The sequence below is a fragment of the Luteimonas terrae genome, from assembly GCF_004358165.1.
In the GTDB taxonomy this organism is placed as follows: Bacteria; Pseudomonadota; Gammaproteobacteria; order Xanthomonadales; family Xanthomonadaceae; genus Luteimonas; species Luteimonas terrae.
This window is the reverse complement of the sequence record NZ_SMTG01000006.1, coordinates 129,044-151,993: the sequence shown is the minus strand read 5'-3', so window position 1 is coordinate 151,993 and position 22,950 is coordinate 129,044. Positions and strand designations below refer to the sequence as shown.

Genomic DNA, 22,950 nt, shown 5'->3' with positions numbered 1-22,950 from the left:
GAGCATGCCGCGCCATGGACATCGCTTCCCCCCGTACCGAGCGTCGTGCATCGCCCACCTGGGTGCGCTGCGACGTCGTCGACACCGGCGCCGTCGATCGGGCCGAGGTCGAGGCCTTCATCGCCCATGTGTACCTCGCGCGCTACGGCGCGCGCCTGCGCGGGTTCCTGCCACACCTGCTCGCGTTCCGGGACGCGGACGACCGGCTGGTCGCCGCGGTCGGCCTGCGCACCGGCCGCGAGGGACCGCTGTTCGTCGAGCAGTATCTCGACGCGCCGGCGCAGACGGTCGTTGCCGCTTCGCTGGGGCGTGCGGTCACGCGGGACGCGCTGGTCGAGGTGGGCAATCTCGCCGCGCTGTCGGCAGGCGACGCGCGCGCACTGATCGTGCACCTGACCGGCGCGCTGCATGCGGCCGGCCTGCGCTGGGTGCTGTTCACCGCCACCCGCCAGTTGCGCAATGCCTTCGACCGCCTGCACCTGTCCACCGTCGTGCTGGCCGACGCCGACCGCGCGCGCGTGCGCGACGACGGCACCGACTGGGGGCGTTACTACGAGGTCCAGCCGCAGGTGCTGTTCGGCGATCTCGCGGCCGGGCAGGCGTTCCTGCAGGCCCGGGCGACACCCGCGGTCGCGCCGTGGAACGGCGTGCATGCCCAGTGCGCGGCGGTGCCGGCATGAGCGGCTTCGCCGATCTGCTCGACGCGCTGGAACGGGCGCCGACACGCGTGCTGACGGCCGACGGCGCGCTGGCGGCGCACGCGCTGCGCGGCCGTGCACTGGACATCGCCGAAGCCCTGCAGACGCGCGGCGCGCGCGTGGTCGCCAGCCGCCTCGACAACGGTCCCGACTGGCTGGCGCTCGATCTCGCGCTGCGCGCGCGCGGCCTGGTCCACGTGCCGCTGCCGACCTTCTTCAGCCCCGCGCAGACCGCGCATGCGCTCGCGCGCAGCGGGGCCGATCTGCTGGTACTCGTCGACGACGGACTGCCGCCGGCGGATACGCACGCGCTGCTGCCGGGGCTGCGCGCGCGTGCGCTGCAGGCGGCCGCCACCGTGCTGCCCGCGCGTACCGCCTGCATCACGTTCACCTCGGGCACGACCGGTCAGCCGAAGGGCGTGTGCATCGCCGACGACGCGTTGCTGACCGTGGCCGGCGCGCTGGTCGAGGCCTCGCGTCCACTCGCGCCGGTCCGGCACCTGTGCCTGATGCCGCTGTCGACGCTGCTCGAGAACATCTCGGGCCTCTACGGTGCGCTGCTGTCGGGCGCCGACATCGCGGTGCCGCCGCTGGCCGAGATCGGCTACAGCGGCGCCGCCGGTCTCGACGTGCCGCGGCTGCTGTCCTGCCTGCACCGCTACGCGCCGCACAGCGTGATCGTGTTCCCGCAGTTGCTGCTGGCGCTGGTCAGCGCGGCCGAGCAGGGCGTGCCGCTGCCGGCGTCGCTGCGCTTCGTCGCCGTGGGCGGCGGTCGGGTCGGCGCGGCGCTGCTGGCGCGCGCGGCGGCGATCGGACTGCCGGTGTTCGAAGGCTACGGCCTGAGCGAATGCGTCTCGGTGGTCGCGCTCAACCGCCCGGGCGCGGTGCGTCCGGGCAGCGTCGGTCGCCCCCTGCCACATGCGCGCGTGTCCGTCGTCGACGGCGAACTGCATGTCGACGGCGTGCGCTGCCTGTCGTACCTGGGCGAGGACGCGCCGCCGCCCGGGGCGATCGCCACCGGCGATCTGGGCCACGTCGACGACGACGGCTTCGTGCACGTGACCGGTCGGCGCAAGCACATGTTCATCACCGCGTTCGGCCGCAACGTCTCGCCCGAATGGGTGGAAAGCGAACTGCTCCAGCATCCGCTGTTCGCGCAGGCCATCGTGCTCGGCGAGGCGCGGCCGACGAATGTCGCGGTCGCCTGGCTGCGCCGCGACGCCGATGCCGCGGCGATGCAGCGTGCGCTCGATGCGGTCAACGCGGGGCTGCCCGACTACGCACGCGTCGACCGCGTGATCCGCGCCACGCGGCCCTTCAGCGCCGAGGACGGCCTGCTGACCGCGAACGGCCGGCCGCGTCGCGATGCCATCGCGCATACCTACGCCGACGCCATCGCCCGTGCCTACGGCGACTCCGTTTCTCCGGCCTCCCTCTACCCTCAGGACCTGCCCGCATGAACTTCCACGACCGCCTGCTCGCCGAAACTGCCGACGCGCGCGCCACCCTGGTCACCCTGCCCGTCATCCAGGATGCGCTCGCGGGCCGCATCGCACGCGAGACCTATGTCGACTTCCTCACCCAGGCCTATCACCACGTGCGCCACACCGTGCCGCTGCTGATGGCTTGCGGCGCGCGCCTGCCCGCGCGGCTGGAATGGTTGCGCACCGCGATCGGCGAATACATCGAGGAGGAAATGGGCCACCAGGAGTGGGTGCTCGACGACATTGCCGCCTGCGGCGCCGATCGCGCCGCGGCCGCGGCATCGGAGCCGTCGCTGGCGACCGAACTGATGGTCGCCTACGCCTACGACACCATCGCCCGCGGCAATCCGGTCGGCTTCTTCGGCATGGTGCTCGTGCTCGAAGGCACCAGCGTCGCGCTCGCCACGCGCGCGGCGACCAGCATCGAGACCGCGCTGGGACTGCCGCGCTCGGCCTTCAGTTACCTGCTCTCGCACGGCGATCTCGACATCGAACATGCAGGCTTCTTCGAGGGGCTCATGAACCGCCTCGACGATCCGGACGACCAGGCCGCGGTGATCTATGCCGCGCGTCGTTTCTACCGGCTCTACGGCGACGTGTTCCGCAACCTGCAGGTGCCGGCACCGGCGCTGCCGCAGGCGGAGGCCGCGTGATGGACCTGCATGGCAAGACCGTCGTGCTGACCGGCGCCAGCGGTGGCATCGGCGCGGCACTGGCGACGCGACTGGTCGCGCGCGGCGCGCACGTGCTCGCGGTCGCGCGCCATCCCGAACCGCTCAATGCGCTGGCGCGGCGCCACCCGGCCGGCGCGATCACCCCGTTCGCCGCCGATCTGACCGAGCCGGCCGACCGCGCCGCGCTGCTGGCGCATGCGCGCACGTTGCTGCCGTCGCCGTCGATCCTGGTGATCGCGCACGCGCGTCCGGCCTTCGGCATGTTCGGCGCGCAGCACGAGGCCGAGTTCGAGGCGCTGGTGCGCAGCAACCTGCTCGCACCGATGCAGCTGATCCGCTGCCTGCTGCCGGTGCTGCAGGCGCATCCGCAGGCAGCGGTGCTCGCCGTGGGATCGACCTTCGGCAGCCTCGCATTTCCGGGATTCGCCGCCTACAGCGCCAGCAAGTTCGGCCTGCGCGGTCTGATCGAAGGGCTGGGCCGCGAGCATGCCGACGGGCCGGTGCGGTTCCAGTACATCGCACCCCGCGCGACGCGCACGCCGTTCAACACGCCGGCCGTCGACGCGCTCAACCAGACGCTCGGCACGCGCGTCGACGCGCCAGAGCGCGTGGCCGAAGCGCTGGTGCGCGCGATCGAGCGCGGCACCCGCCGGCGCCAGCTCGGCTGGCCCGAAGGGCTGTTCGCGCGCATCAACGCGCTGCTGCCCGGCGTGGTCGATCGCAGCCTCGCCAGGCAACTGCCGCAGATCCGCCACCACGCCGGTGGCACACCGTCCAACGACTACCGGGAAAACCGCCATGATCCGCTTCCGCTCTGACCGCCTGGCCGCCGCGCTGCTCGCCGCGGCAATCGCCCTGCCCACGCTGGCCACGGCCGCCGACACCGCATCGCCGGTCATCGCCGTGCGCGACCAGTGGGCGCAGGCCGCCTACGCCACGCCCAAGCCGCAGCGCGAAGCAGCCCTGGCCGCGCTCGCGGATCGATCGCAGGCCCTGGTGACCGCGCATCCGCGCGATCCCGGCGCGCTGATCTGGGACGGCATCGTCCGCTCGAGCCTGGCCGGCGAGCGCGGCGGACTGGGCGCGTTGTCGCTGGTCAAGCAGGCGCGCAAGGATTTCGAAGCCGCCATCGCCGTCGACGACACCGCACTCGGCGGCGCGGCGCACACCAGCCTCGGCGCGCTCTATTACCAGGTGCCCGGCTGGCCGGTCGGTTTCGGCGACGACGCCAAGGCCCGCATGCACCTGCAGCGCGCGCTCGCCATCGCGCCCGAGGACATCGACGCCAACTACTTCTACGGCGATTTCCTCCGCGACCAGGGCGACTGGGCGGGCGCCGCGGCGGCGTTCGAAAAGGCGATCGCCGCGCCGGCCCGGCCCGGTCGCGAGATCGCCGATCGCGGGCGCCGGGCCGAGGCCACGGCCAGGCTCGCCGAGGTCCGCCGGCACCTTGCCAGCCGCTGAGCATCGCCACAGACTGCGGCGATGCGCATCCTGCTTGTCGAGGACGATCCATCGCTGGGGGAAGGCCTGCGCACGGTGCTGCGCCGCGCCGCGTACGCGGTCGACTGGCTGCAGGATGGCGCCAGTGCGCTGGCAGCGATCCGCGGTGGCGGACTCGATCTGGTGGTGCTCGATCTCGGACTGCCGCGCAAGGACGGCCTGGACGTGATCCGCGAGGCGCGCCGCGCCGGCGCCACCGTGCCGATCCTCGTGCTGAGCGCGCGCGAGCGTGCCGCCGACCGGATGCTGGGGCTCGACCTGGGCGCGGACGATTACGTTGGCAAGCCCTTCGACAACGGCGAACTGCTCGCGCGCGTGCGTGCGCTGCTCCGGCGCAGCAGCGGCCAGGCCAGCCCGACGCTGGCCTTCGCCGGTCTCGCGCTCGACCCCGCATCACTGACCGTCACGTGGCAGGGCCGGGTGGTCGACCTGCCGCGTCGCGAGGTCGCGCTGCTTCGCCTGCTGATGGAACATCCCGGCCGCATCGTCACGCGCGAGACCGCGCAGCAGCGGCTCTACGGCTGGGACGAGGACGTGGCCAGCAACGCGGTCGACGTGCACGTCCATCACCTGCGCAAGCGGCTGCATCCGGCGCTGATCCGCACCGTGCGCGGCGTGGGCTACGCGCTCGACGATCCCGCGAACGACGCCGCATGAGATCGATCCGCCGCCTGCTGCTGGTCGGCCTGATCGGCGTGATGACGCTGGTGATGATCGTCGCCGGTGCCTTCAGCTATCGCGCCGGCCTGCAGGAGGCGGGCGAGATGTTCGACGCCAAGCTCGCCCATTCCTCGCGCGTGCTGATGAGCCTGGTCGACGAACCGCTGGGCGACGTGGCCGTGCACGCAGACGGCGCGCCGATCGTGGTGGCCGTCTGGCAGGGCAGCGCCGACGGCGTGGGCGAAGCGCTCGCCTTCCCGACCGGACACGCCTACGAGACCAAGCTCGCCTTCCAGGCGCGCGATGCCGGCGGCCGCCTGCTGCTGCGCTCCGACAGCGGCCCCGACGTGCCACTGGCGCCGCTGGTCGCGGGCTACGCCGATGTCGTCATCGACGGCGCGCACTGGCGCACCTTCACCCTGCGCTCGCCGCGCGGCCGCTGGTACCAGTCGGGCGAACTGTCGGACATCCGCATGGAGCTGGCCGAGGACATCGCCGAGGGCACGCTGCTGCCGCTACTGGTCGCGATTCCGTTGATGGCGCTGTTCGTCTGGCTGCTGGTGGGCTGGAGCCTGCGCGGGCTGGCCCGGGTATCGGACGAGGTCGAAGCGCGCGCGGCCGACCGGCTGGCGCCGCTGCAACCCGGACGCGTGCCGCGCGAGGTGCAGGGCCTGGTCGTGGCGATCAATGCATTGCTCGCGCGGCTCGATGCCGCGTTCCAGCGCGAGCGTCGCTTCACCGCCGACGCCGCCCACGAACTGCGCACGCCGATCGCCGCGCTCAAGGTGCATGCCGACAACCAGCGCACCGCGCGCGATGCGGCCGAGCGGGACGCGGCGCAGGTCCTGCTCGACGCGGCCGTGCAGCGGATCGAACGCCTGGTGGAACAGTTGCTGGCGCTCAGCCGCGTCGAACCGGGTGCGAACGTGAAGGCCGCGCAGCGCGTCGACCTGCACGCCCTCGCCGCCACGCACGTCGCCGAGCGTCGTGCGCTCGATGCGGCACGCGGGCTCGACATCGCACTGGCCGGTGACGCGCAGCTGGTGCTCGGTGACGAGGCCGCGCTCGACGCGCTGGTCGGCAATCTCGTCGACAACGCTTGCCGCTATGCGCCGGATGCCGGTCGCGTGCGGGTGTCGATCCTGCGTGGTGACACCGGCGTGCATCTCGTCGTCGAGGATGACGGGCCCGGCATTCCCGAAGATGCGCGGGCGCGTGTGTTCGACCGCTTCCATCGCGAGCTGGGGACCGGCGTCGTCGGCAGTGGACTGGGCCTGTCGATCGTGCGCCAGGTGCTGGACCTGCACGGCGGCAGCATCGTGCTCGACGCCTCGCCGACGCTCGGCGGCCTGCGCGCGACGGTCTTACTGCCCGCCGTCGACTGATGGCAGCAGGGCGTGTCCGCGCGGGCGTCAGCGTGCGCCCGCCGCCTTGCGGACCTCGGCGGTCACGCGCGCCTTGACCGCATCGGTGGCGCGACTGTCCGGGCTGCTGTAGTCGAGCGCCTGCACCACGAACGCGGTGTGGGTACCGGCACTGATGCAGTAGGACACCAGCGCCCGGCCACCGCCGGCCGGGCCGGACACGTGCGTCGCCAGCGTGCCCTGGTCGCTCTGCGTGCGCGTGACGTACCCGACCGCGGCCGCGCCGCGCGCGAGCGCCGCGAGGCAGGACTTCACGCTCAGCTGCGTGGCGGGATAGCGGTCGACGTCGTAGCCGAGACTGAAATCATCGGCGGTTGCGGCGAGCGCCGGGGCGAGCGACAGGCCAGCGATCAGCGAGGTCAGGGCGAGCGGCTTCATGCACAACTCCTCAACGTGGGACCGGAAAAAATCACGCGCGGACGAAGATCTCGACGCGACGGTTGAGCTGGCGGCCGGACGGGTTGTCCTGACCGTCCAGCGTGTTCGGCGCGACGGGCTGCCCTTCACCGAACCCGCGTGCACCGATGTCGCCGGATACGCCGCGCGCATGCAGCGCGTCGCGCACGGCGTTCGCGCGGCGCTCGGACAGTGCCTGGTTGTAGGCGCCGTCACCCTTCGAATCGGTATGGCCGCGGACTTCCATCGCGCGGCGTTCCACATCGCGCAGCGCGCCGGCCAGCACGTCGAGGGTGCGCGCCGCATCAGAGCGGATGTCGGACTTGTCGAAATCGAACAGCACGCGATCGTCCAGCGTGATCACGTAGCCGCAGGGCGCACCGGGCGGTGCGAACTTCTGCAGCGGCGGGAATCGGCCCGCGGATGCGACACGCGGCATCGGCGGCATCTGCACGGTGCGCGCGGGCGGCCCGATGGTGCCGGTGCCATCACCGTGATTGGTGATCAGGCCGTGCGGGCCGTTCCACGTGCCCGAGCCGTCCGCTTCGATGCGGATGAGGCCTTCCGGGCCGTTCCAGCTGCCGCTGCCATCGCCGTGGGTCGCAATCAGGCCGCGCTCGCCGTTCCAGGTGCCGCCGCCCTGGCCGTCAAGACGGATCAGGCCCCACGCGCCGTTGTAGGTGCCCGATCCGTCGGCCTCGACGCGCACGATCGCCTCGCTGCCGTCCGCCTCGGCCACGCCGTTGAGCGTGCCGCTGCCGTCGGCGTTGACCGTGACCAGTCCGCCCTCGAAGTTGGCCGTGCCGCTGCCGTCGGCCTCGAGCCGGAAGATGCCGGCATCGCCGTTGCGCACGAGCGTGCCGGTCTCGTCGATGCGGGTGATGCCACCACCGTCGAGCAGCGCGCCGTCGGCGTCGCAGCGCGCAGGCTGCACGCGGATCCCGGCAACGGGATCGAGGATCGACGCCAGCGAGCGCTCCAGTGCGCGTTGGGCCGGCGTCACGCCGACGATGTCGGGCACGACGATCGTCGGAATGACCGGCATCTCGGGCACCGCGGGATCGACGGCGGCGTCATCGGCCCGGGGCGCATCGGGCGCGGCGGGTGCAGGCGTCGCTGCGGTGCTGGATGCCGGATCGTCCGTGGGTGCCGGACTGCGCGTGCATGCCGCGAGCGCCAACGCGATCGCACAGCCCATCGAAACGTATCGAATCGCCTGCATCCACGACCCTCCTGGCGCCGCCTGCGCGGGGACGCCGGATGGTAGGCAGGCATCCGTTAGCGGCGCGTTCTCGCCAGTGCCGCGACCGAGGCCGGTGCACGTGCAGGGACGTGTCCGCCGTGCGGGTGGCCGGGCCGGCCGATCAGGTGCCGCGCGCCGGTTCCGCCGTGCCGGGCCGGGCGCGCGACGACACGCCGCGGTATTCGATCTTGCAGACATGGCCGCCCAGGTCGGATTCCAGTGCGTCGGAGACGTAGACCTCGTAGGCGCCGGGTGTACGGAAGACGGGCGCCAGCGGCGACTCGACCGACGCGCGCCCCTCGAACGACATCGGCACCTCGACCCGCTTCGCGCGCGTGAACGCCTCGGGAGTCATCAACAGGGGCGTGCCCTCCAGCGGCTGCTGGACGACGAGGAAATACCAGCGGTCGTCCGCCACCCGCCGGATCGCCAGTTCACGGCCGTGACCCGGTCCCAGCGAAAGCACCAGGGGCGCCGGAGGCCGCAGTACTTCCGGCGCGCATGCCAGCATGCGTGGATTCGACGACCAGGGCGTGTTGTCGCCGTCAGACGGCGTGGCGAGCGCCAGCATGGCTGAAACAAGCAATCGCATCATGGTGCGGGGTCCGGTCTGGCCTGCGACATCAGACCTTTTAAACCGTCAGGTCTCACAGTTCCAACAGCGCGTCGACAGCGCCGAACATGTGGATCGTCATTCCGCACGCGGGGTTCCTGGACAGGCCGTGCGGCACATGACCGTCGATCTCGGGGCGGGTGATTTCGAGCGGGACGACTGCGTCGAAAGCGCTCAGTCCACACCGATCACTTAAGCGCTGAGGATGCTGATCAGTGAGATGCCGACGACCAGATTTCCGAACGTCAGAACAAAGAGCACAGCTCTGCACAAGATTCCCTGGAGGCTGGTCGCTGGAAATGCACGCAGGCCGAACACGAAAGTCGCGAAGAACAGCGCGAATGCCGAAATCATCAGCAAGCCGAGCAGGAGCTGAATCGACTCGGGCGCGCGAGGCGCGACAATGCCCATCGTCAAAAACAGAAGAATGGATGCGAAGCCCGCCGCGAGCGAGATACATCTCACGAGAGATGTCCGATTGCCAATCCGTTCGCACATTCCGTGATGCCGCTGCTCGATGAAAGTCCATGCTGTGCCGAGCCACTTTGCGCGAGTCTCAAGTCGGAGAGCGCACTGCGGCCGGGCTCTCGGTGATCGTCCCGTATCCCGGTAGTACACCATCATTGGTGTTCAGGCCGTCTGACGCGCCGCTCATGCACCCAGCATCGACAGATCCCGTACCGCGCCCTTGTCGGCACTGGTCGCCAGCAGCGCATACGCCTTCAACGCGCTGGTGACTTTGCGCGGTCGTGCCTCGGCGGGTTTCCAGCCGCGCGCGTCCTGCTCGGCGCGACGTGCGGCGAGGGTCGCCTCGTCGACGAGCAGCTCGATGCGCCGCTGCGGGATGTCGATGCGGATGCGGTCGCCGTCGTGCACGAGCGCGATCGTGCCGCCGCTGGCGGCTTCCGGCGAGGCGTGGCCGATCGACAGGCCGGACGTGCCGCCCGAAAAACGCCCGTCGGTCAGCAGTGCGCACTGCTTGCCGAGGCCTTTGGACTTCAGATAGCTCGTCGGATACAGCATCTCCTGCATGCCCGGCCCGCCCTTCGGGCCTTCGTAGCGGATCACGACCACGTCGCCGGCCTGCACCGCGTCGGCGAGGATGCCCCTCACTGCGGCGTCCTGGCTCTCGAATACCTTCGCCCTGCCTTCGAACACGTGGATCGATGCGTCGACGCCTGCGGTCTTGACCACGCAGCCGTCGGGCGCGAGGTTGCCGCGCAGCACGGCGAGGCCGCCTTCTTCCGAGTACGCATGCGCGACATCGCGGATGCAGCCGCCCGCGCGATCATCGTCCAACGTGTCCCAGCGCGTCGCCTGGCTGAAAGCGGTCTGGGTCGGAATGCCGGCCGGACCGGCCTTGAAGAACGTGTGCACTGCATCGTCGTCGGTGACGGTGATGTCCCAGCGTGCGATGGCATCGCGCAGCGTGCGGCTGTGCACGGTCGGCTGGTCGACGTGCAGCAGGCCGCCGCGCGCGAGTTCGCCGAGGATCGAGACAATGCCGCCGGCGCGATGCACGTCTTCCATGTGGTAAGTCTGGATGTTCGGCGCGACCTTGCACAGTTGCGGCACGCGGCGCGAGAGGCGGTCGATGTCGTGCAGGTTGAAGGCGACTTCGGCCTCCTGGGCTGCGGCCAGCAGATGCAGGATGGTGTTGGTGGAACCACCCATCGCGATGTCGAGCGTCATCGCGTTCTCGAAGGCTTCGAAGGTCGCGATGCCACGCGGCAGCGCGGTCGGATCTTCGGCGCCGTACCAGCGATGACAGAGTTCGACGACGGTGCGCGCGGCCTGCAGGAACAGCTGTTCGCGATCGGCGTGCGTGGCCAGCATCGAGCCGTTGCCCGGCAGCGCAAGGCCCAGCGCCTCGGTCAGGCAGTTCATCGAGTTAGCGGTGAACATGCCGCTGCACGAGCCGCAGGTCGGGCACGCGCTGCGCTCGTAAGCGGCGACTTTCTCGTCCGAAGCATTCGGATCGGCCGCGACGACCATCGCATCGACGAGGTCGAGACCGTGCTCGGCGAGTTTCGTCTTTCCCGCTTCCATCGGCCCGCCGGACACGAACACCACGGGGATGTTGAGCCGCAGCGCGGCCATCAGCATGCCGGGCGTGATCTTGTCGCAGTTGGAGATGCACACCAGCGCGTCGGCGCAGTGCGCGTTGACCATGTACTCGACCGAGTCGGCGATGATCTCGCGGCTCGGCAGCGAATACAGCATGCCGTCATGGCCCATCGCGATGCCGTCGTCGACGGCGATCGTGTTGAATTCCTTCGCCACGCCGCCGACGCGTTCGATCTCGCGCGCGACCAGCTGGCCGATGTCCTTGAGGTGCACGTGCCCCGGCACGAACTGGGTGAACGAGTTCGCGACCGCGACGATCGGCTTGTGGAAGTCGGCGTCCTGCATGCCGGTCGCGCGCCACAGCGCGCGCGCGCCGGCCATGTTGCGGCCGTGGGTGGACGTTCTGGAGCGGTACTCGGGCATCGGTGACTCGCAGGAGCGGCGGACGGCGTGGAGCGCGTTGCGGGCGTGGTCAGTCGCCCAGGACTTCGGTTTCGCACGATTCGATGCGCGCGAGCACTGCGGCGGTGGCCTCGCGCGTGGAGACCGCGCTGCCTTCCGATGCGAGATCGGCGGTGAACACGCCCGCATCCAGCGCCGAATCCACCGCCGCTTCGATGCACGCCGCCTCCTGGGACAGGCCCAGCGAATAGCGCAACAGCAGCGCGGCGCTGAGGATGGTGCCGTAGGGGTTGGCGATGCCCTGGCCGGCGATGTCGGGCGCCGAGCCGTGGATCGGCTCGTACATGCCGACGCTGCCTTCGCCGAGCGACGCCGACGGCAGCAGGCCGAGCGAGCCGGCCAGCATCGAGGCCTCGTCGGTCAGGATGTCGCCGAACATGTTCTCGGTCACGATCACGTCGTAGGCGCGCGGCTTGGACAGCAGGTGCATCGCCATCGAATCGACCAGCTGGTGTTCGAGGGTGACGTCCGGGAACTCCTCGCGCTGGATGCGGCTGGCGACGTCGCGCCACAGCCGCGAGGTCTCGAGCACGTTGGCCTTGTCGACCGAAGTCACGTGACCGCGGCGGCCACGCGCCAGCAGGCAGGCGCGGCGCACGACGCGTTCGATCTCGGCGATCGAATAGCGGCACAGGTCGCTGGCGCCGTCGGCATCGCGGGTCTTGTCGCCGAAGTAGATGCCGCCGGTGAGTTCGCGCACGACCAGCAGGTCGACGCCGGCGAGCAGATGCGACTTGATCGGCGAGGCGCCGATCGCCGCGGCATGCGGGCGCACCGGACGCAGGTTGGCGTACAGGCCCAGCGCCTTGCGGATCGCCAGCAGCCCCTGCTCGGGGCGCACCGTGGCATTCGGATCGGACCACTTCGGGCCGCCGACCGCGCCCAGCAGCACCGCATCGGCATCGCGCGCGGCGGCGAGGGTGTCGTCGGGCAGCGGCTTGCCGGTCGCGTCGATCGCCGAGCCACCGATCAGGTGCGTGTGCAGCGAAAAGCGGTGGCCGTAGCGCGTGGCGACGGCCTGCAGCACGTCGACCGCGGCAGCGGTCACTTCCGGGCCGATGCCGTCGCCCGGCAGTACGACGATGTCAGCGTGCATGGTGCGTGTCCTCGTAATGTTGGATGCCGGCGCTGCGCGCCAACAGATAGCCCATTTCGTCGACGCCTTCGAGCAGGCAGGTGCGCGCGAAGGCGTCGAGCGGGAAGGTGTGGACGGTGCCGTCGGGCGTGCGCAGTTCGCGCGCTTCGATGTCGACGGTCAGCACGTCGTCCGGGCGGGTCATCAGGTCCTGCACGACGGCCTCGGGCAGCACGACCGGCAGCAGGCCGTTCTTCAGCGCATTGCCCCGGAAGATGTCGGCGATCTCGCTACTGACCACGACCTGCAGGCCGAGATCGCGCAGCGACCACGGCGCGTGTTCGCGCGAGGAGCCGCAGCCGAAATTGCGTCCGGCCAGCAGCACTGAGCGGCCGGCATTGTGCGGCTGGTTGAACGCGAAATCGGGGTTTGCGCTGCCGTCCTCGCGCCAGCGCCAGTCGTTGAAGGCGTGCTGGCCCAGGCCCCTGCGCTCGGTCGTCGACAGGAAGCGCGCGGGGATGATCTGGTCGGTGTCGATGTTGGTCTGCGCTAGCACCACGCTGGCGGAGCGGACCGGAAAGCCGCTCGCGTTGCTCGCGGTCATCACGCCACCTCCCGGTGGTCGGAGAAGCGCTCGCGCGGGTCGGCCACGACGCCGCGCACCGCGGCCCAGGCGGCCGTCGTCGGCGAGGCCAGCAGCGTGCGTGCGCCGGGGCCCTGACGGCCCTCGAAATTGCGGTTGCTGGTGCTCACGGCCAGCTGGCCGGGCGCGACCAGATCGCCGTTCATCGCGATGCACATCGAGCAGCCCGGCTCGCGCCACTCGGCGCCCGCCGCGCGCACGATCGCGTCGATGCCCTCGGCCTCGGCCTCGCGCTTGACGATTTCCGAGCCCGGCACCACCAGCATGCGCACGCCGGGCGCGACGCGATGCGCGCGCAGCACGTCGGCGACTTCGCGCATGTCGCGCAGGCGACCGTTGGTGCACGAGCCGACGAAGACCACGTCGACCGGCATGCCCGCCAGCGGCTGGCCGGCGACTACGCGCATGTAGTCCTGGCCCTTGCGCTCGGCGGCATCGACCGGCGCCGGCACCGGCACGTCGACACCGATCGCGGTGCCCGGATGCGTGCCCCAGGTCAGGGTGGGGCGGATGTCGGCGGCATCGATGTGCACCTCGACGTCGAAGCGCGCACCCTCGTCGCTGCGCAGCGTGCGCCAGTGCGCGACGGCCGCGTCGAAGTCGGCGCCTTTCGGACCACGCGGCGTGCGTGCGATCCAGTCGAAGGTGACCTCGTCCGGCGCGACCATGCCCGCGCGCGCACCGGCCTCGATCGACATGTTGCACAGGGTCATGCGCTGCTCCATGTCCATCGCCTCGATGGTGGAGCCGCGGTACTCGATGACGTGACCGGTGCCGCCGTTGACGCCGATGACGCCGATCGCGTGCAGGATCACGTCCTTCGCACCGACGCCCGGTGCCAGCGCGCCGTCGACGGTGATCGACATCGTCTTCGCGCGTCGCTGCAGCAGGCACTGCGTCGCCAGTACGTTGCCGACCTCGCTGGTGCCGATGCCGAAGGCCAGCGAGCCGAAGGCGCCATGCGTTGAGGTGTGGCTGTCGCCGCAGACGATGGTCATGCCGGGCAGGGTGAAGCCCTGTTCGGGCGCGATCACGTGGACGATGCCGCGCTGGTCCGAGCTCATGTCGAACAGCTCGATGCCGAACTCGGCGCAGTTGCGCGCGAGCGTCGCCACCTGTTTCTCCGAGGCTTCGCTGGCATAGGGCAGGCGCCCATCCGGGCCGGCCGGCAGGGTCGGCGTGGAGTGGTCCATCGTCGCCTTGGTGCGGTCCGGGCGGCGCGGCTTGAGGCCACGCGCGCGCAGTTCGGTGAAGGCCTGCGGCGAGGTGACCTCATGGATCAAGTGCAGGTCGATGTAGAGCACCGCGGGCGCGGCCTCGGTTTCGGGGATCACGACGTGCGCGTCCCACAGTTTGTCGAACAGGGTTTTCGGACTGGCGGTCATTGCGGGCTCGGAATGCGGATGCAGGGGCAGGGCATGGTGATCAGGCGTGCGCGGCCTGCAGCGCCGGTACGGTGCGCGAAGCGCGCAGGATGCGGTTGGCGACGTCCAGCCACGCGAGCGCGCTGGCCTCGATGATGTCGCGGCTGGTGCCGGTGCCTTCGTGGATGTCGTCGCCGTGGCGCACGCTGACGCTGGCTTCGCCGCGCGCGTCGCGGCCCATGCCGACGCTGTGGACCTGATAGCTCTCCAGCGCCAGCTCGACGCCGGTCGCGGCGGCCAGTGCGGCGAACAGTGCGTCGACCGGGCCATCGCCCAGCGCGCTTTCGGACACCTTGGCGCCTTCGGGATCCGACAGCTCGATCTGCGCACTCGCGCGCTGGCCGCGGTCGCTGACCGTCATCGACGCCAGACGCCAGCCCTGGCCGCTGACGTCACCGTGCATCAGCGCTTCCAGGTCACTGTCCTCGACCACGCGCTGGCGTTCGCACAGATCCTTGAACGCGATGAAGACCTGTTCCAGCTGCGCGTCTTCCAGCGTGTAGCCCAGCGCGCGCAGGCGGTGACCGACCGCGGTGCGGCCGCTGTGGCGGCCCAGCACCAGCTTCGAATCGGGCCAGCCGACATCGGACGGATTCATGATCTCGTAGGTGCCGCGGTGACGCAGCATGCCGTGCTGGTGGATGCCGGATTCGTGCGCGAACGCGTTCTCGCCGACGATCGCCTTGTTGCGCTGTACTGACATACCGGTCAGGCGGCGCAGCAATTGCGAGGTCGGGACCAGCCTGCGCGTGTCGATGCCGGTGTCGATGTCGTAGAAGGCGTTGCGCACCTTCAGCGCCATCACCAGTTCTTCCAGCGCGGCATTGCCGGCGCGTTCGCCGATGCCGTTGATGGTGCATTCGACCTGACGCGCACCGCCTTCGATCGCGGCCAGCGAATTCGCCACCGCCAGTCCCAGATCGTTGTGGCAGTGGGCGCTGAAGATCACGTCGCGCGCGCCGGGTACCGTCGCGATCAGGCGCTGGAACAGGGCGCGGCTTTCCTCGGGTGTCGCGTAGCCCAGCGTGTCGGGCACGTTGATCGTGGTCGCGCCGTTGGCGATCGCGGCGGCGATCACCTCTTCCAGGAAATCGTCTTCGGTGCGGGTGCCGTCCTCGGTCGAGAACTCGACGTCGCCGACCAGCCTGCGCGCATGGGCGACGCTCGTCGCGGCCATGTCCAGCACCTGCTGGCGGCTCATGCGCAGCTTGTGCTCGCGGTGCAGCGGGCTGGTGGAAATGAAGATGTGCAGGCGCGGATTGGCGGTGCCTTCCAGCACGCGCGCCGAGGCCTCGATGTCGGCCGGCAGGCAACGCGACAGCACCGCCAGCGTCGGCCGACGCACCTCGCGCGCGATCAGGCGCTGCGCTTCGCGGTCGGATTCGGAGCTGGCCGGAAAGCCGGTCTCGATGATGTCGACACCCAGCGCGTCGAGCGCGCGCGCCATCACGACTTTCTGTTGCGGCGTCATGCTGCAGCCGGGCGACTGTTCGCCGTCGCGCAGGGTGGTGTCGAAAATGCGGATGGTGTCCGGAGCGGTCATGCGGGTATTTCCTCGGGAATTCGGTGTGGCGTGCGTTCGGCGGCGGGTACGGGTGCGCGTCGAAGTCGCGGTTCGCCGCCTCCGGACGGCGCGGATGACGTCAGATCGTTGCGGCGGCGCGGCGCGGCCGCGGGCACGGTCGGAATGACGGCCGCAATGGCCGGCACCTCGGCGACGGGTTCGCGGACCCGGCGCCGCGGCTTGCGCGGCGCGCGCGGACGCACTTCCGACAGCAGCTGCGCCAGCACGCCGGCATCGACGTTGCCACCCGACACCACGGCCACCTTGCGCTTGCCCGCAACGCGGCGGCCGGCGGCCAGCGCCAGCGCGCCGGCGCCTTCGGCAATCACGTGTTCCTCCAGCGCCAGACGCACGAGGGTTTCGCGCAGTTCGGCCTCGCGCACGATCACCACGTCGTCGAGCAGATCGGTCAGCAGCGCGCGCGTCAGCAGGCCGGGGTCCTTGACCCGCACGCCGTCGGCCAGCGTGGCGATCGGCGAGAACGGCGATTGGTCCCCACGGAGCACGCGCGCCATCGCATCGACGCCCTCGACCTGCGCGCCGACGATGCGCACGCCCTGCGACTTGAGCGCCAGCGCCACGCCCGACGCCAGCCCACCGCCGCCGATCGGCACGATGACCACGTCCGGGACCAGTGCCGACGCGATTTCCAGGCCGACCGTGCCCTGGCCGGCGATGACGTCGACATCGTCGAATGCCGACAGCAGGCGGAAGCCGTTGTGCGCGGCCAACTCGGCGGCGAAGGCCTTGGCCTCGTCGTAGGTGTCGCCATGCAGGCGCACGGTGGCACCCCAGTGGGCGACGCCGGCAACCTTGGTCGCGGGCGCGTTCTTCGGCATCACCGTGATCGCCGGGACGCCCAGGCGATACGCGGCCCACGCCATGCCCTGCGCGTGGTTGCCGGCCGAGGCGGTGATCACCGTGCGGTCGTCGCCGCGCTCGCGCGCGGCCATCAAGGCATTCAATGCGCCGCGCACCTTGTAGGAGCCGGTGCGCTGCAGGTTCTCCAGTTTCAGCCAGCAGCCGAAACGCTCGGCGTAGTGCATCGGCGTGACGTCCAGATGCCGGCGCAGCCGCGCCTGCGCCGCCAACACATCGCTGGCGGTCGCGCGCGGCTCGCGGCCTACGTCGGGCTCGGACATGCTCAGACCGCCGTCAGCCAGCTGCGCGCGGCTTCGGCCTCGCCGCGCACGACGCGCGCATACAGCGCGGCCAGTTCGCGGGTGACCGGGTTATCGCCATAACTGCGGTCCTCGACGCCGTGCACCGGGGCGACTTCGGCCGCGGTGCCGCAGGCGAACACCTCGTCAGCGTCGTACAGCTCCTCGACGGTGACCGCGCGCGAGTCCGCGCCGCTCAGCTGGATCAACGTGTCGCGGGTCACCCCCGGCAGCGCGTCGCGGTGCTGCACGGCGGTCACGCTGCCATCCTTGACGATGAAGACGTTGGCGCCGGTGCACTCGACGACGAAGCCGTCGGCATCGGTGAACAATGCTTCGTCGAAGCCACGCGACTTGCTCTCGCGCTTGGCCAGGATCGAGTTCACGTAGGCGCCGCACAGCTTCAGCGGCGGCAGCGAGTCGGCGGAATTGCGCCGCCACCTGCTGATGCCCAGCCGCGCGCGCGTGCCGCCCAGGTGCACCTGGGTCGCGGTGGTCGCGACCATCAGATGCTCGGCATGGCCTTCGACGTCGAGGCCGAAGCTGCCTTCGCCGAACCACGCCAGCGGACGGATGTAGGCATCACGATGGCCGTTGGCGCGCAGCGTCGCCAGCACCGCACCGGTCGCGACCGCGGGATCGAAGGCCATGCCCAGCAGCGCTGCGCCCTGGCGCATGCGCTCGATGTGCTCGGGCAGACGGAACACGGCGGCGCCACCGGCGGTCGCATAGCTGCGGATGCCTTCGAACACGCCGCTGCCGTAGTGCATCGCATGCGTGGTCAGGCCGGCCTGCAGACTGTCGATGTCGTGCAGGGCGCCATCGAACCAGACCTGCGGTCGGGTCGACGACAGCGTCTCGGCGACCGACGGCGCCGCAACCGGCGCGGCTTCGGCGGCGACGTTCAACGACACGGCGAGACCTCCACCGACAGGCAGTCGTAGAGCTTGGCCAGCTGGCCCTGCAGCGCGCTGGCGGCGCGGTCGCCTTCGACGGTCATGCGCAGGCTCCAGCGATCGCCGTCCTCGCGCGCGTCCCCCTCGAACGCGACCGGGCGGAAGCCGCGGCGTTCGGTCGTGCCCAGCACGCGCACCAGCGCACCTTCGGCGCGGCGCAGGGTCATCTCACACTGGTAACGCATGGCTCGATTCCTTGGGGACAGTGGTAACGGGTCCGGCAGCGGGCACGGCCGGTGCGCCGACGTCGAGCGAGGTGACCTCGTCGGCATCGAGCATCTGCGCGTTGTTGTGGTTGGGCGGCACCAGCGGCCAGACGTTGGCGGCGGTGTCGATGGCGACGTGCAGCAGCGCCGGGCCGTCGGCGGCCAGCAGCGCAGCCAGTGCGGCATCGACATCGGCGGCCTTGTCGACCGACAGCGCCTGGATGCCGAAGGCGCGTGCCACTTCGGCGAAGTCCGGGTTGTCGGACAGGTCGATCTCGGAATAACGGCGCTCGAAGAACAGCTCCTGCCACTGGCGCACCATGCCCAGCGCCGAGTTGTCGAGCAGGATGATCTTGACCGGCACGCGGTAGCGCTTCAGCGTCGCCAGCTCCTGCACGTTCATCATGAAGGAGCCGTCGCCGCTGACGCAGACCACGCGTCGCAACGGATCTTCCATCTGCGCGCCGATCGCAGCCGGCAGGCCGAAGCCCATCGCGCCCAGCGCGCCGCTGGTCAGGTGCTTGCGCGGATGGTCGAAACGCCAGTGCTGCGCGACCCACATCTGGTGCTGGCCGACGTCGCAGGCCACGACCGCATCGGGCGCCAGTTCGCTCATGCGCTTCAGCAGTGCCGGCGCGAAGACCTTGTCGCCGGGTGCGTCGTAGCGCGCGGCGAATGTCTCGCGCCGCTGCGCGCACAGCTCGCGCCACGCGCTGCGCGCGACCGCATGACGCCCCTGCATCTGCGCCGCACACGGCGCGGCCAGGCGCGACAGGCTGGTGGCGACATCGCCGCAGACCGACACATCGGTGTCGCGCAGCTTACCGATCTCGCAGCCGTCGCCGTCCAGATGCACGATGCGCGCATGCGGCGCGAACTCGGCCAGCTTGCCGGTCGCGCGGTCGTCGAAGCGCGCACCGACGACGATCAGCAGATCCGATTCCTGCACCGCCAGATTCGCTGCGCGGGTGCCGTGCATGCCCAGCATGCCCAGGTTCGCCGGATGCGACGGCGGCAATGCGCCCAGACCGCGCAGCGTCAGCACGGTCGGGATTTGCGTCAGGTCGGCGAACTCGCGGAACGCCTCCAGCGCATCGCCCAGGATGATGCCGCCACCGCCGTAGACCACCGGGCGTTCGGCTTGCGAGATCAGCGCCGCCGCTTCATGCAGTGCATGGTCGGCGCAGGCCGGCATGGCGTCGGCCTGCGAGGGCACATGCGCGCCCAGGTGCGTGGCATCGCCGATCTGCACGTCCTTGGGCAGGTCGATCAGCACCGGGCCCGGACGGCCCGAACGCGCGATGCGGAAGGCTTCGGCGACGACATTGGGCAGCTCGTCGACGCTGCGCAGCAGGAAGCTGTGCTTGACGATCGGCAGGGTCATGCCGAACACGTCCAGTTCCTGGAATGCATCGGTGCCCATCAGCGGCGTCGCCACCTGACCGGTGATGACGACCATCGGCACCGAGTCCAGCATCGCATCGGCGATGCCGGTGATCAGATTCGATGCGCCGGGACCCGAAGTCGCGACGCATACGCCGGTGCGCCCGCTGGCCCGTGCGAACCCGTTCGCGGCGAAGGCCGCGCCCTGTTCGTGGCGGACCAGCACGTGCTTCAGCGACGCGCCGTGCAGCGCGTCGTAGAACGGCATGATCGCGCCGCCCGGGTAACCGAAGATCGTCTCGACCCCCTCGGCTTCCAGGGCCTGCACCAGCCAGCGGGCGCCGTTCATCAGGCGGCCTCGCTCTGCGGTTGCGCCGGCGCGCCGGCCTGCGCCCCGGTCTGCTCACCCAGCCAGGTCATCTTCGCGCGCAGCTGCTTGCCGACGTGCTCGATCGGGTGGTCCTTGTCGGCCTGCTGGAACTTCCGGTAGTTCGGCAGGCCGGCGTCGTATTCGGCCTGCCAGTTGCGGGTGAACGTGCCGTTCTGGATGTCGGTCAGCACGTCCTTCATGCGGGCCTTGACCGAGGCGTCGATGACCCGCGGCCCGCTGACGAAATCGCCGTATTGCGCGGTCTCGGACACGAACTCGAGCATGCGGGTGATGCCGCCCTCGTAGAACAGGTCGACGATCAGCTTCAGCTCGTGCAGCACCTCGTAGTACGCGATCTCGGGCTGGTAGCCGGCCTCGACCAGCGTCTCGAAGCCGGCCTGCACCAGCGACGACGCGCCGCCGCACAGCACCGCCTGCTCGCCGAACAGGTCGGTCTCGGTTTCTTCCTTGAACGTCGTCCTGATGATGTTGGCGCGCGCACCGCCCAGGCCCGCGGCATAGGTCAGCGCCAGCTGCTCGGCGTTGCCGGTGGGGTCCTGATGCACCGCGTAGATGCAGGGCACGCCGCGACCGATTTCGTATTCGCGGCGCACCAGCGCGCCCGGGCCCTTGGGCGCCACCAGCACCACATCCAGATCGGCGCGCGGGGCGATCATGTCGAAGTGCACGTTGAGGCCGTGCGCGAACAGCAGGCAGGCGCCCTGTTTCATGTGCGGCGCCAGCACGTCGGCGTAGAGCTGCTTCTGCACCATGTCGGGCGTCAGCACGGCCACCAGATCGGCGTCGGCGACCGCATCGGCAGGCGTCCTGACGGTGAAGCCGTCGGCCTTGGCTTGTCGTTCGGTCGGGCCGCCGGGACGCAGGCCGACGACGACCTGGAAGCCGGAATCGCGCAGGTTCAGCGCGTGCGCGCGGCCCTGACTGCCGTAGCCGACGATCGCGATGGAGGGTGTGGCATTGCTCATGGGAAGTGATGTCCGATTGCGGGTGGAAGGAGGCGGGGATGCGGCGAGGCTTTTCGACCGGCCAAACAAAAACCCCGCGCCTCTCGGCGCGGGGTTTTCGGTTCTTTCGACCGTGGGTTTCGTATTTCCTACACGAACCCCATTCCCGCGCCTGGTAGGACGGTAATAAGGAGTACGAGAAGGAGAATGGCCGAGGTGAGCGCGACCGGCAGGCGCTCGTCGCGCGCCTGGAGGCGTGCGGCGATGGCGGTCTGCGGGTGGTTGTTGCGCTGCGTCATGGAGTCGAGAAAAACACGGCCGTGCAGGACGTGTCAACAGTTACTTGGCGAACGATTCGCGGGCGCCGCGTCCTACTTGCGGACGCTGCGATGCGCGCGCCGAAGCAGCTTCAGGCAGGCCATCTCCCACTGCCGCGCTCCGCGCGCGGTGGCGGCTGCACGCTGCAGACTGCCGTCGCGCCAAGCGGGATAGAGCACCGGATCGATGTAGGCCTTCCGGCACACAGATACCGTGTTGCCGAGCGCGTCGGCGACGTCGGCGATGACGATCTTCTCCTGCTTGGCGAGCGCGCGTTCGGTCGGTGCGCCGCCTTTGCGGCCTTCGGGCAAGGGCATGGCGGCGAAGCGTCGGAACGCCATCAATGTGCCACCCCAGGTGCGGAAATCCTTGGCAGTGAACGTGCCGCCCATCGCGTCGCGCAGATATTCGTTGACCATGCCCGAGTCGATCCCGTGACGCTCGCCGTCGTCGTCGAGGTACTGGAACAGCGCCTGCCCCGGCAGCTGCTGCACCTTGCGCACCAGCGCGGTGAGTTTCGCATCGTCGAGTTCGATGTCCTGTTCCTGTCCGCTCTTGCCACGGAATTTCAGGCGCGCGCGACCGCCACGGATCAGCTCGAAGTGCCGGTTACGCAAGGTGGTCAGGCCGAAGGAGCCGTTGCTGCGGGTATAGCTGTCGTTGCCCACGCGCACGAAGGTCTGCGCCATCAGCGACACCACGATGGCGAGGACGCGATCGCGCTGCAGACCCGGCAGTTTCAGGTCGCGCGCGAGTGCGCGCCGCAGCTTCGGCAATGCTGCGGCGAATGCGACGATGCGGTCGAACTTGCCCAGCCCACGCACTGCGCTCCACTCGGGGTGATAGCGATACTGCTTGCGGCCGCGCGCATCGCGGCCGGTTGCCTGCAGGTGGCCGTTCGCGCGCGCACAGATCCACACGTCGCGATACGCAGGCGGAATCGCGAGCTTGCGCACGCGCTCGAGCGTCTCGCGGTCGCGGACAACGTGACCATCCGCATCGCGATAGCTGAAGCCCTTGCCGACGCGTCGCCGACTCAGACCGGGCTGATCGTCACAGACCCAGCGCAGCCCTGCTTCTTTCGCGGCGAGCACGTTCTGATGGTCGGCGGGCAGGGCGTGCGAGGTCGTGGCTGCGGATTTCATGAGCGGCTGATAACAAGCGCCTCATCAGTGGTCCGTGAACAGGAATCGCTTCACTTCGCAGGCACGGATGCGTTCGCACACTCCAGTCACACCCAATGCAAGGACACACCGCCATGAAGATGCACACCACCCTTCTGGGCGCCGCGATCGCCGGCTCGATGCTCATCGCAGGCACGGCCGTCGCACAGGACATGCAGGACCGCTCCGAGCGCACCGTCGCCGCGCAGTCGGAATCCGACCAGCCGGTGTCGGATACGTGGATCACCACCAAGGTCAAGGCCGATCTGCTGGCATCGAGCGACGTTGCCGGCCTGGACATCAAGGTCGAGACGACCAACGGCACAGTGAGCCTGTCCGGCGATGTGGAGTCGCAGGCGCAGATCGATCGCGCCAAGGCGATCGCCACAGACATCGAGGGCGTGACACGCGTCGATACCGCGCAGCTGAAGGTCGGCCCGGCGAACTGACCGCTAGCCGTTACCGCAGTATTCGAAGGGCCTCCCGCGTGGAGGCCCTT

The 22,950-nt window shown here is 70.0% G+C and carries 23 protein-coding genes; 8 read left to right on the top strand and 15 right to left on the bottom strand.

Going from position 1 to position 22,950, the window contains the following annotated elements; genetic code table 11:
* Positions 1-14 precede the first annotated feature (14 nt).
* The 7 genes from E2F49_RS14250 to E2F49_RS14220 are packed head-to-tail and all read left to right on the top strand — an operon-like array spanning position 15 to position 6,404.
* Positions 15-680 carry a thermostable hemolysin gene (locus tag E2F49_RS14250; RefSeq protein ID WP_133394497.1) on the top strand — a complete coding sequence of 222 codons (666 nt, stop codon included), beginning with the start codon at positions 15-17 and terminating at the stop codon, positions 678-680.
* The gene (locus E2F49_RS14245) at positions 677-2,158 is read left to right on the top strand and encodes an AMP-binding protein (RefSeq protein WP_133394496.1); all 1,482 of its coding nucleotides are present in this window, start codon (positions 677-679) and stop codon (positions 2,156-2,158) included. Before E2F49_RS14250 ends, E2F49_RS14245 begins: the two co-directional genes overlap by 4 nt.
* Complete coding sequence (locus E2F49_RS14240) at positions 2,155-2,835, top strand: iron-containing redox enzyme family protein (protein ID WP_133394495.1); 681 nt, start codon at positions 2,155-2,157, stop codon at positions 2,833-2,835. The genes E2F49_RS14245 and E2F49_RS14240 overlap by 4 nt, the downstream gene beginning before the upstream one ends.
* Positions 2,835-3,674, top strand: a complete 840-nt coding sequence (locus tag E2F49_RS14235; RefSeq protein WP_133394494.1) for an SDR family oxidoreductase — start codon at positions 2,835-2,837, stop codon at positions 3,672-3,674. The genes E2F49_RS14240 and E2F49_RS14235 overlap by 1 nt, the downstream gene beginning before the upstream one ends.
* Positions 3,655-4,320 (top strand): tetratricopeptide repeat protein, encoded by a 666-nt coding sequence (locus E2F49_RS14230; RefSeq protein WP_133394493.1) that lies wholly within the window; start codon positions 3,655-3,657, stop codon positions 4,318-4,320. Before E2F49_RS14235 ends, E2F49_RS14230 begins: the two co-directional genes overlap by 20 nt.
* A 21-nt stretch (positions 4,321-4,341) precedes the next feature.
* Positions 4,342-5,016, top strand: coding sequence for a response regulator transcription factor (locus E2F49_RS14225; RefSeq protein WP_133394492.1), 675 nt, complete (start codon positions 4,342-4,344; stop codon positions 5,014-5,016).
* A gap of 17 nt (positions 5,017-5,033) precedes the next feature.
* Positions 5,034-6,404 carry an ATP-binding protein gene (locus tag E2F49_RS14220; protein WP_133394554.1) on the top strand — a complete coding sequence of 457 codons (1,371 nt, stop codon included), beginning with the start codon at positions 5,034-5,036 and terminating at the stop codon, positions 6,402-6,404.
* 27 nt (positions 6,405-6,431) lie between these two features.
* On the opposite strand, the gene E2F49_RS14215 is transcribed toward E2F49_RS14220, so the two are convergent.
* The 15 genes from E2F49_RS14215 to E2F49_RS14145 form a co-directional block, all read right to left on the bottom strand.
* Complete coding sequence (locus E2F49_RS14215) at positions 6,432-6,821, bottom strand: DUF6180 family protein (RefSeq protein ID WP_133394491.1); 390 nt, start codon at positions 6,819-6,821, stop codon at positions 6,432-6,434.
* Positions 6,822-6,852: 31 nt separating this feature from the next.
* The gene (locus tag E2F49_RS14210; protein ID WP_133394490.1) at positions 6,853-8,061 is read right to left on the bottom strand and encodes an OmpA family protein; all 1,209 of its coding nucleotides are present in this window, start codon (positions 8,059-8,061) and stop codon (positions 6,853-6,855) included.
* Between the two features lie 142 nt (positions 8,062-8,203).
* Positions 8,204-8,677, bottom strand: coding sequence for a hypothetical protein (locus tag E2F49_RS14205; protein WP_133394489.1), 474 nt, complete (start codon positions 8,675-8,677; stop codon positions 8,204-8,206).
* 210 nt (positions 8,678-8,887) lie between these two features.
* Entirely contained in the window at positions 8,888-9,106 is a 219-nt protein-coding gene (locus E2F49_RS14200; RefSeq protein WP_133394488.1) for a hypothetical protein, read from the bottom strand.
* 240 nt (positions 9,107-9,346) lie between these two features.
* A complete protein-coding gene (ilvD, locus tag E2F49_RS14195; RefSeq protein WP_133394487.1) occupies positions 9,347-11,185 on the bottom strand; it encodes a dihydroxy-acid dehydratase in 1,839 nt (612 codons plus the stop codon).
* Between the two features lie 49 nt (positions 11,186-11,234).
* Positions 11,235-12,320 (bottom strand): 3-isopropylmalate dehydrogenase, encoded by a 1,086-nt coding sequence (gene leuB / locus E2F49_RS14190; RefSeq protein WP_133394486.1) that lies wholly within the window; start codon positions 12,318-12,320, stop codon positions 11,235-11,237.
* Entirely contained in the window at positions 12,310-12,903 is a 594-nt protein-coding gene (gene leuD, locus E2F49_RS14185) for a 3-isopropylmalate dehydratase small subunit (RefSeq protein ID WP_133394485.1), read from the bottom strand. The genes leuB and leuD overlap by 11 nt, the downstream gene beginning before the upstream one ends.
* On the bottom strand, positions 12,903-14,327 hold the full coding sequence (gene leuC, locus E2F49_RS14180; protein WP_133394484.1) for a 3-isopropylmalate dehydratase large subunit: 1,425 nt from the start codon (positions 14,325-14,327) through the stop codon (positions 12,903-12,905). Before leuC ends, leuD begins: the two co-directional genes overlap by 1 nt.
* 40 nt (positions 14,328-14,367) lie before the next feature.
* On the bottom strand, positions 14,368-15,909 hold the full coding sequence (locus E2F49_RS14175; protein ID WP_133394483.1) for a 2-isopropylmalate synthase: 1,542 nt from the start codon (positions 15,907-15,909) through the stop codon (positions 14,368-14,370).
* Positions 15,906-17,072: a threonine dehydratase gene (locus tag E2F49_RS14170; protein ID WP_133394482.1), complete on the bottom strand. Its 1,167-nt coding sequence runs from the start codon at positions 17,070-17,072 to the stop codon at positions 15,906-15,908. Before E2F49_RS14170 ends, E2F49_RS14175 begins: the two co-directional genes overlap by 4 nt.
* Positions 17,073-17,074: 2 nt before the next feature.
* Positions 17,075-18,004, bottom strand: coding sequence for an aminotransferase class IV (locus tag E2F49_RS14165; protein WP_133394481.1), 930 nt, complete (start codon positions 18,002-18,004; stop codon positions 17,075-17,077).
* Positions 17,995-18,231 carry an ACT domain-containing protein gene (locus tag E2F49_RS14160; protein ID WP_133394480.1) on the bottom strand — a complete coding sequence of 79 codons (237 nt, stop codon included), beginning with the start codon at positions 18,229-18,231 and terminating at the stop codon, positions 17,995-17,997. Before E2F49_RS14160 ends, E2F49_RS14165 begins: the two co-directional genes overlap by 10 nt.
* Positions 18,215-19,984, bottom strand: coding sequence for an acetolactate synthase 2 catalytic subunit (ilvG, locus tag E2F49_RS14155; protein ID WP_133394479.1), 1,770 nt, complete (start codon positions 19,982-19,984; stop codon positions 18,215-18,217). Before ilvG ends, E2F49_RS14160 begins: the two co-directional genes overlap by 17 nt.
* Positions 19,984-20,991, bottom strand: a complete 1,008-nt coding sequence (ilvC, locus tag E2F49_RS14150) for a ketol-acid reductoisomerase (RefSeq protein WP_133394478.1) — start codon at positions 20,989-20,991, stop codon at positions 19,984-19,986. Before ilvC ends, ilvG begins: the two co-directional genes overlap by 1 nt.
* A 350-nt stretch (positions 20,992-21,341) precedes the next feature.
* The gene (locus E2F49_RS14145; protein ID WP_133394477.1) at positions 21,342-22,433 is read right to left on the bottom strand and encodes a DNA topoisomerase IB; all 1,092 of its coding nucleotides are present in this window, start codon (positions 22,431-22,433) and stop codon (positions 21,342-21,344) included.
* A 113-nt stretch (positions 22,434-22,546) separates the two neighbouring features.
* Here E2F49_RS14145 and E2F49_RS14140 point away from each other — a divergent pair, with 113 nt between their 5' ends.
* The gene (locus E2F49_RS14140; RefSeq protein ID WP_133394476.1) at positions 22,547-22,900 is read left to right on the top strand and encodes a BON domain-containing protein; all 354 of its coding nucleotides are present in this window, start codon (positions 22,547-22,549) and stop codon (positions 22,898-22,900) included.
* Positions 22,901-22,950 lie beyond the last annotated feature (50 nt).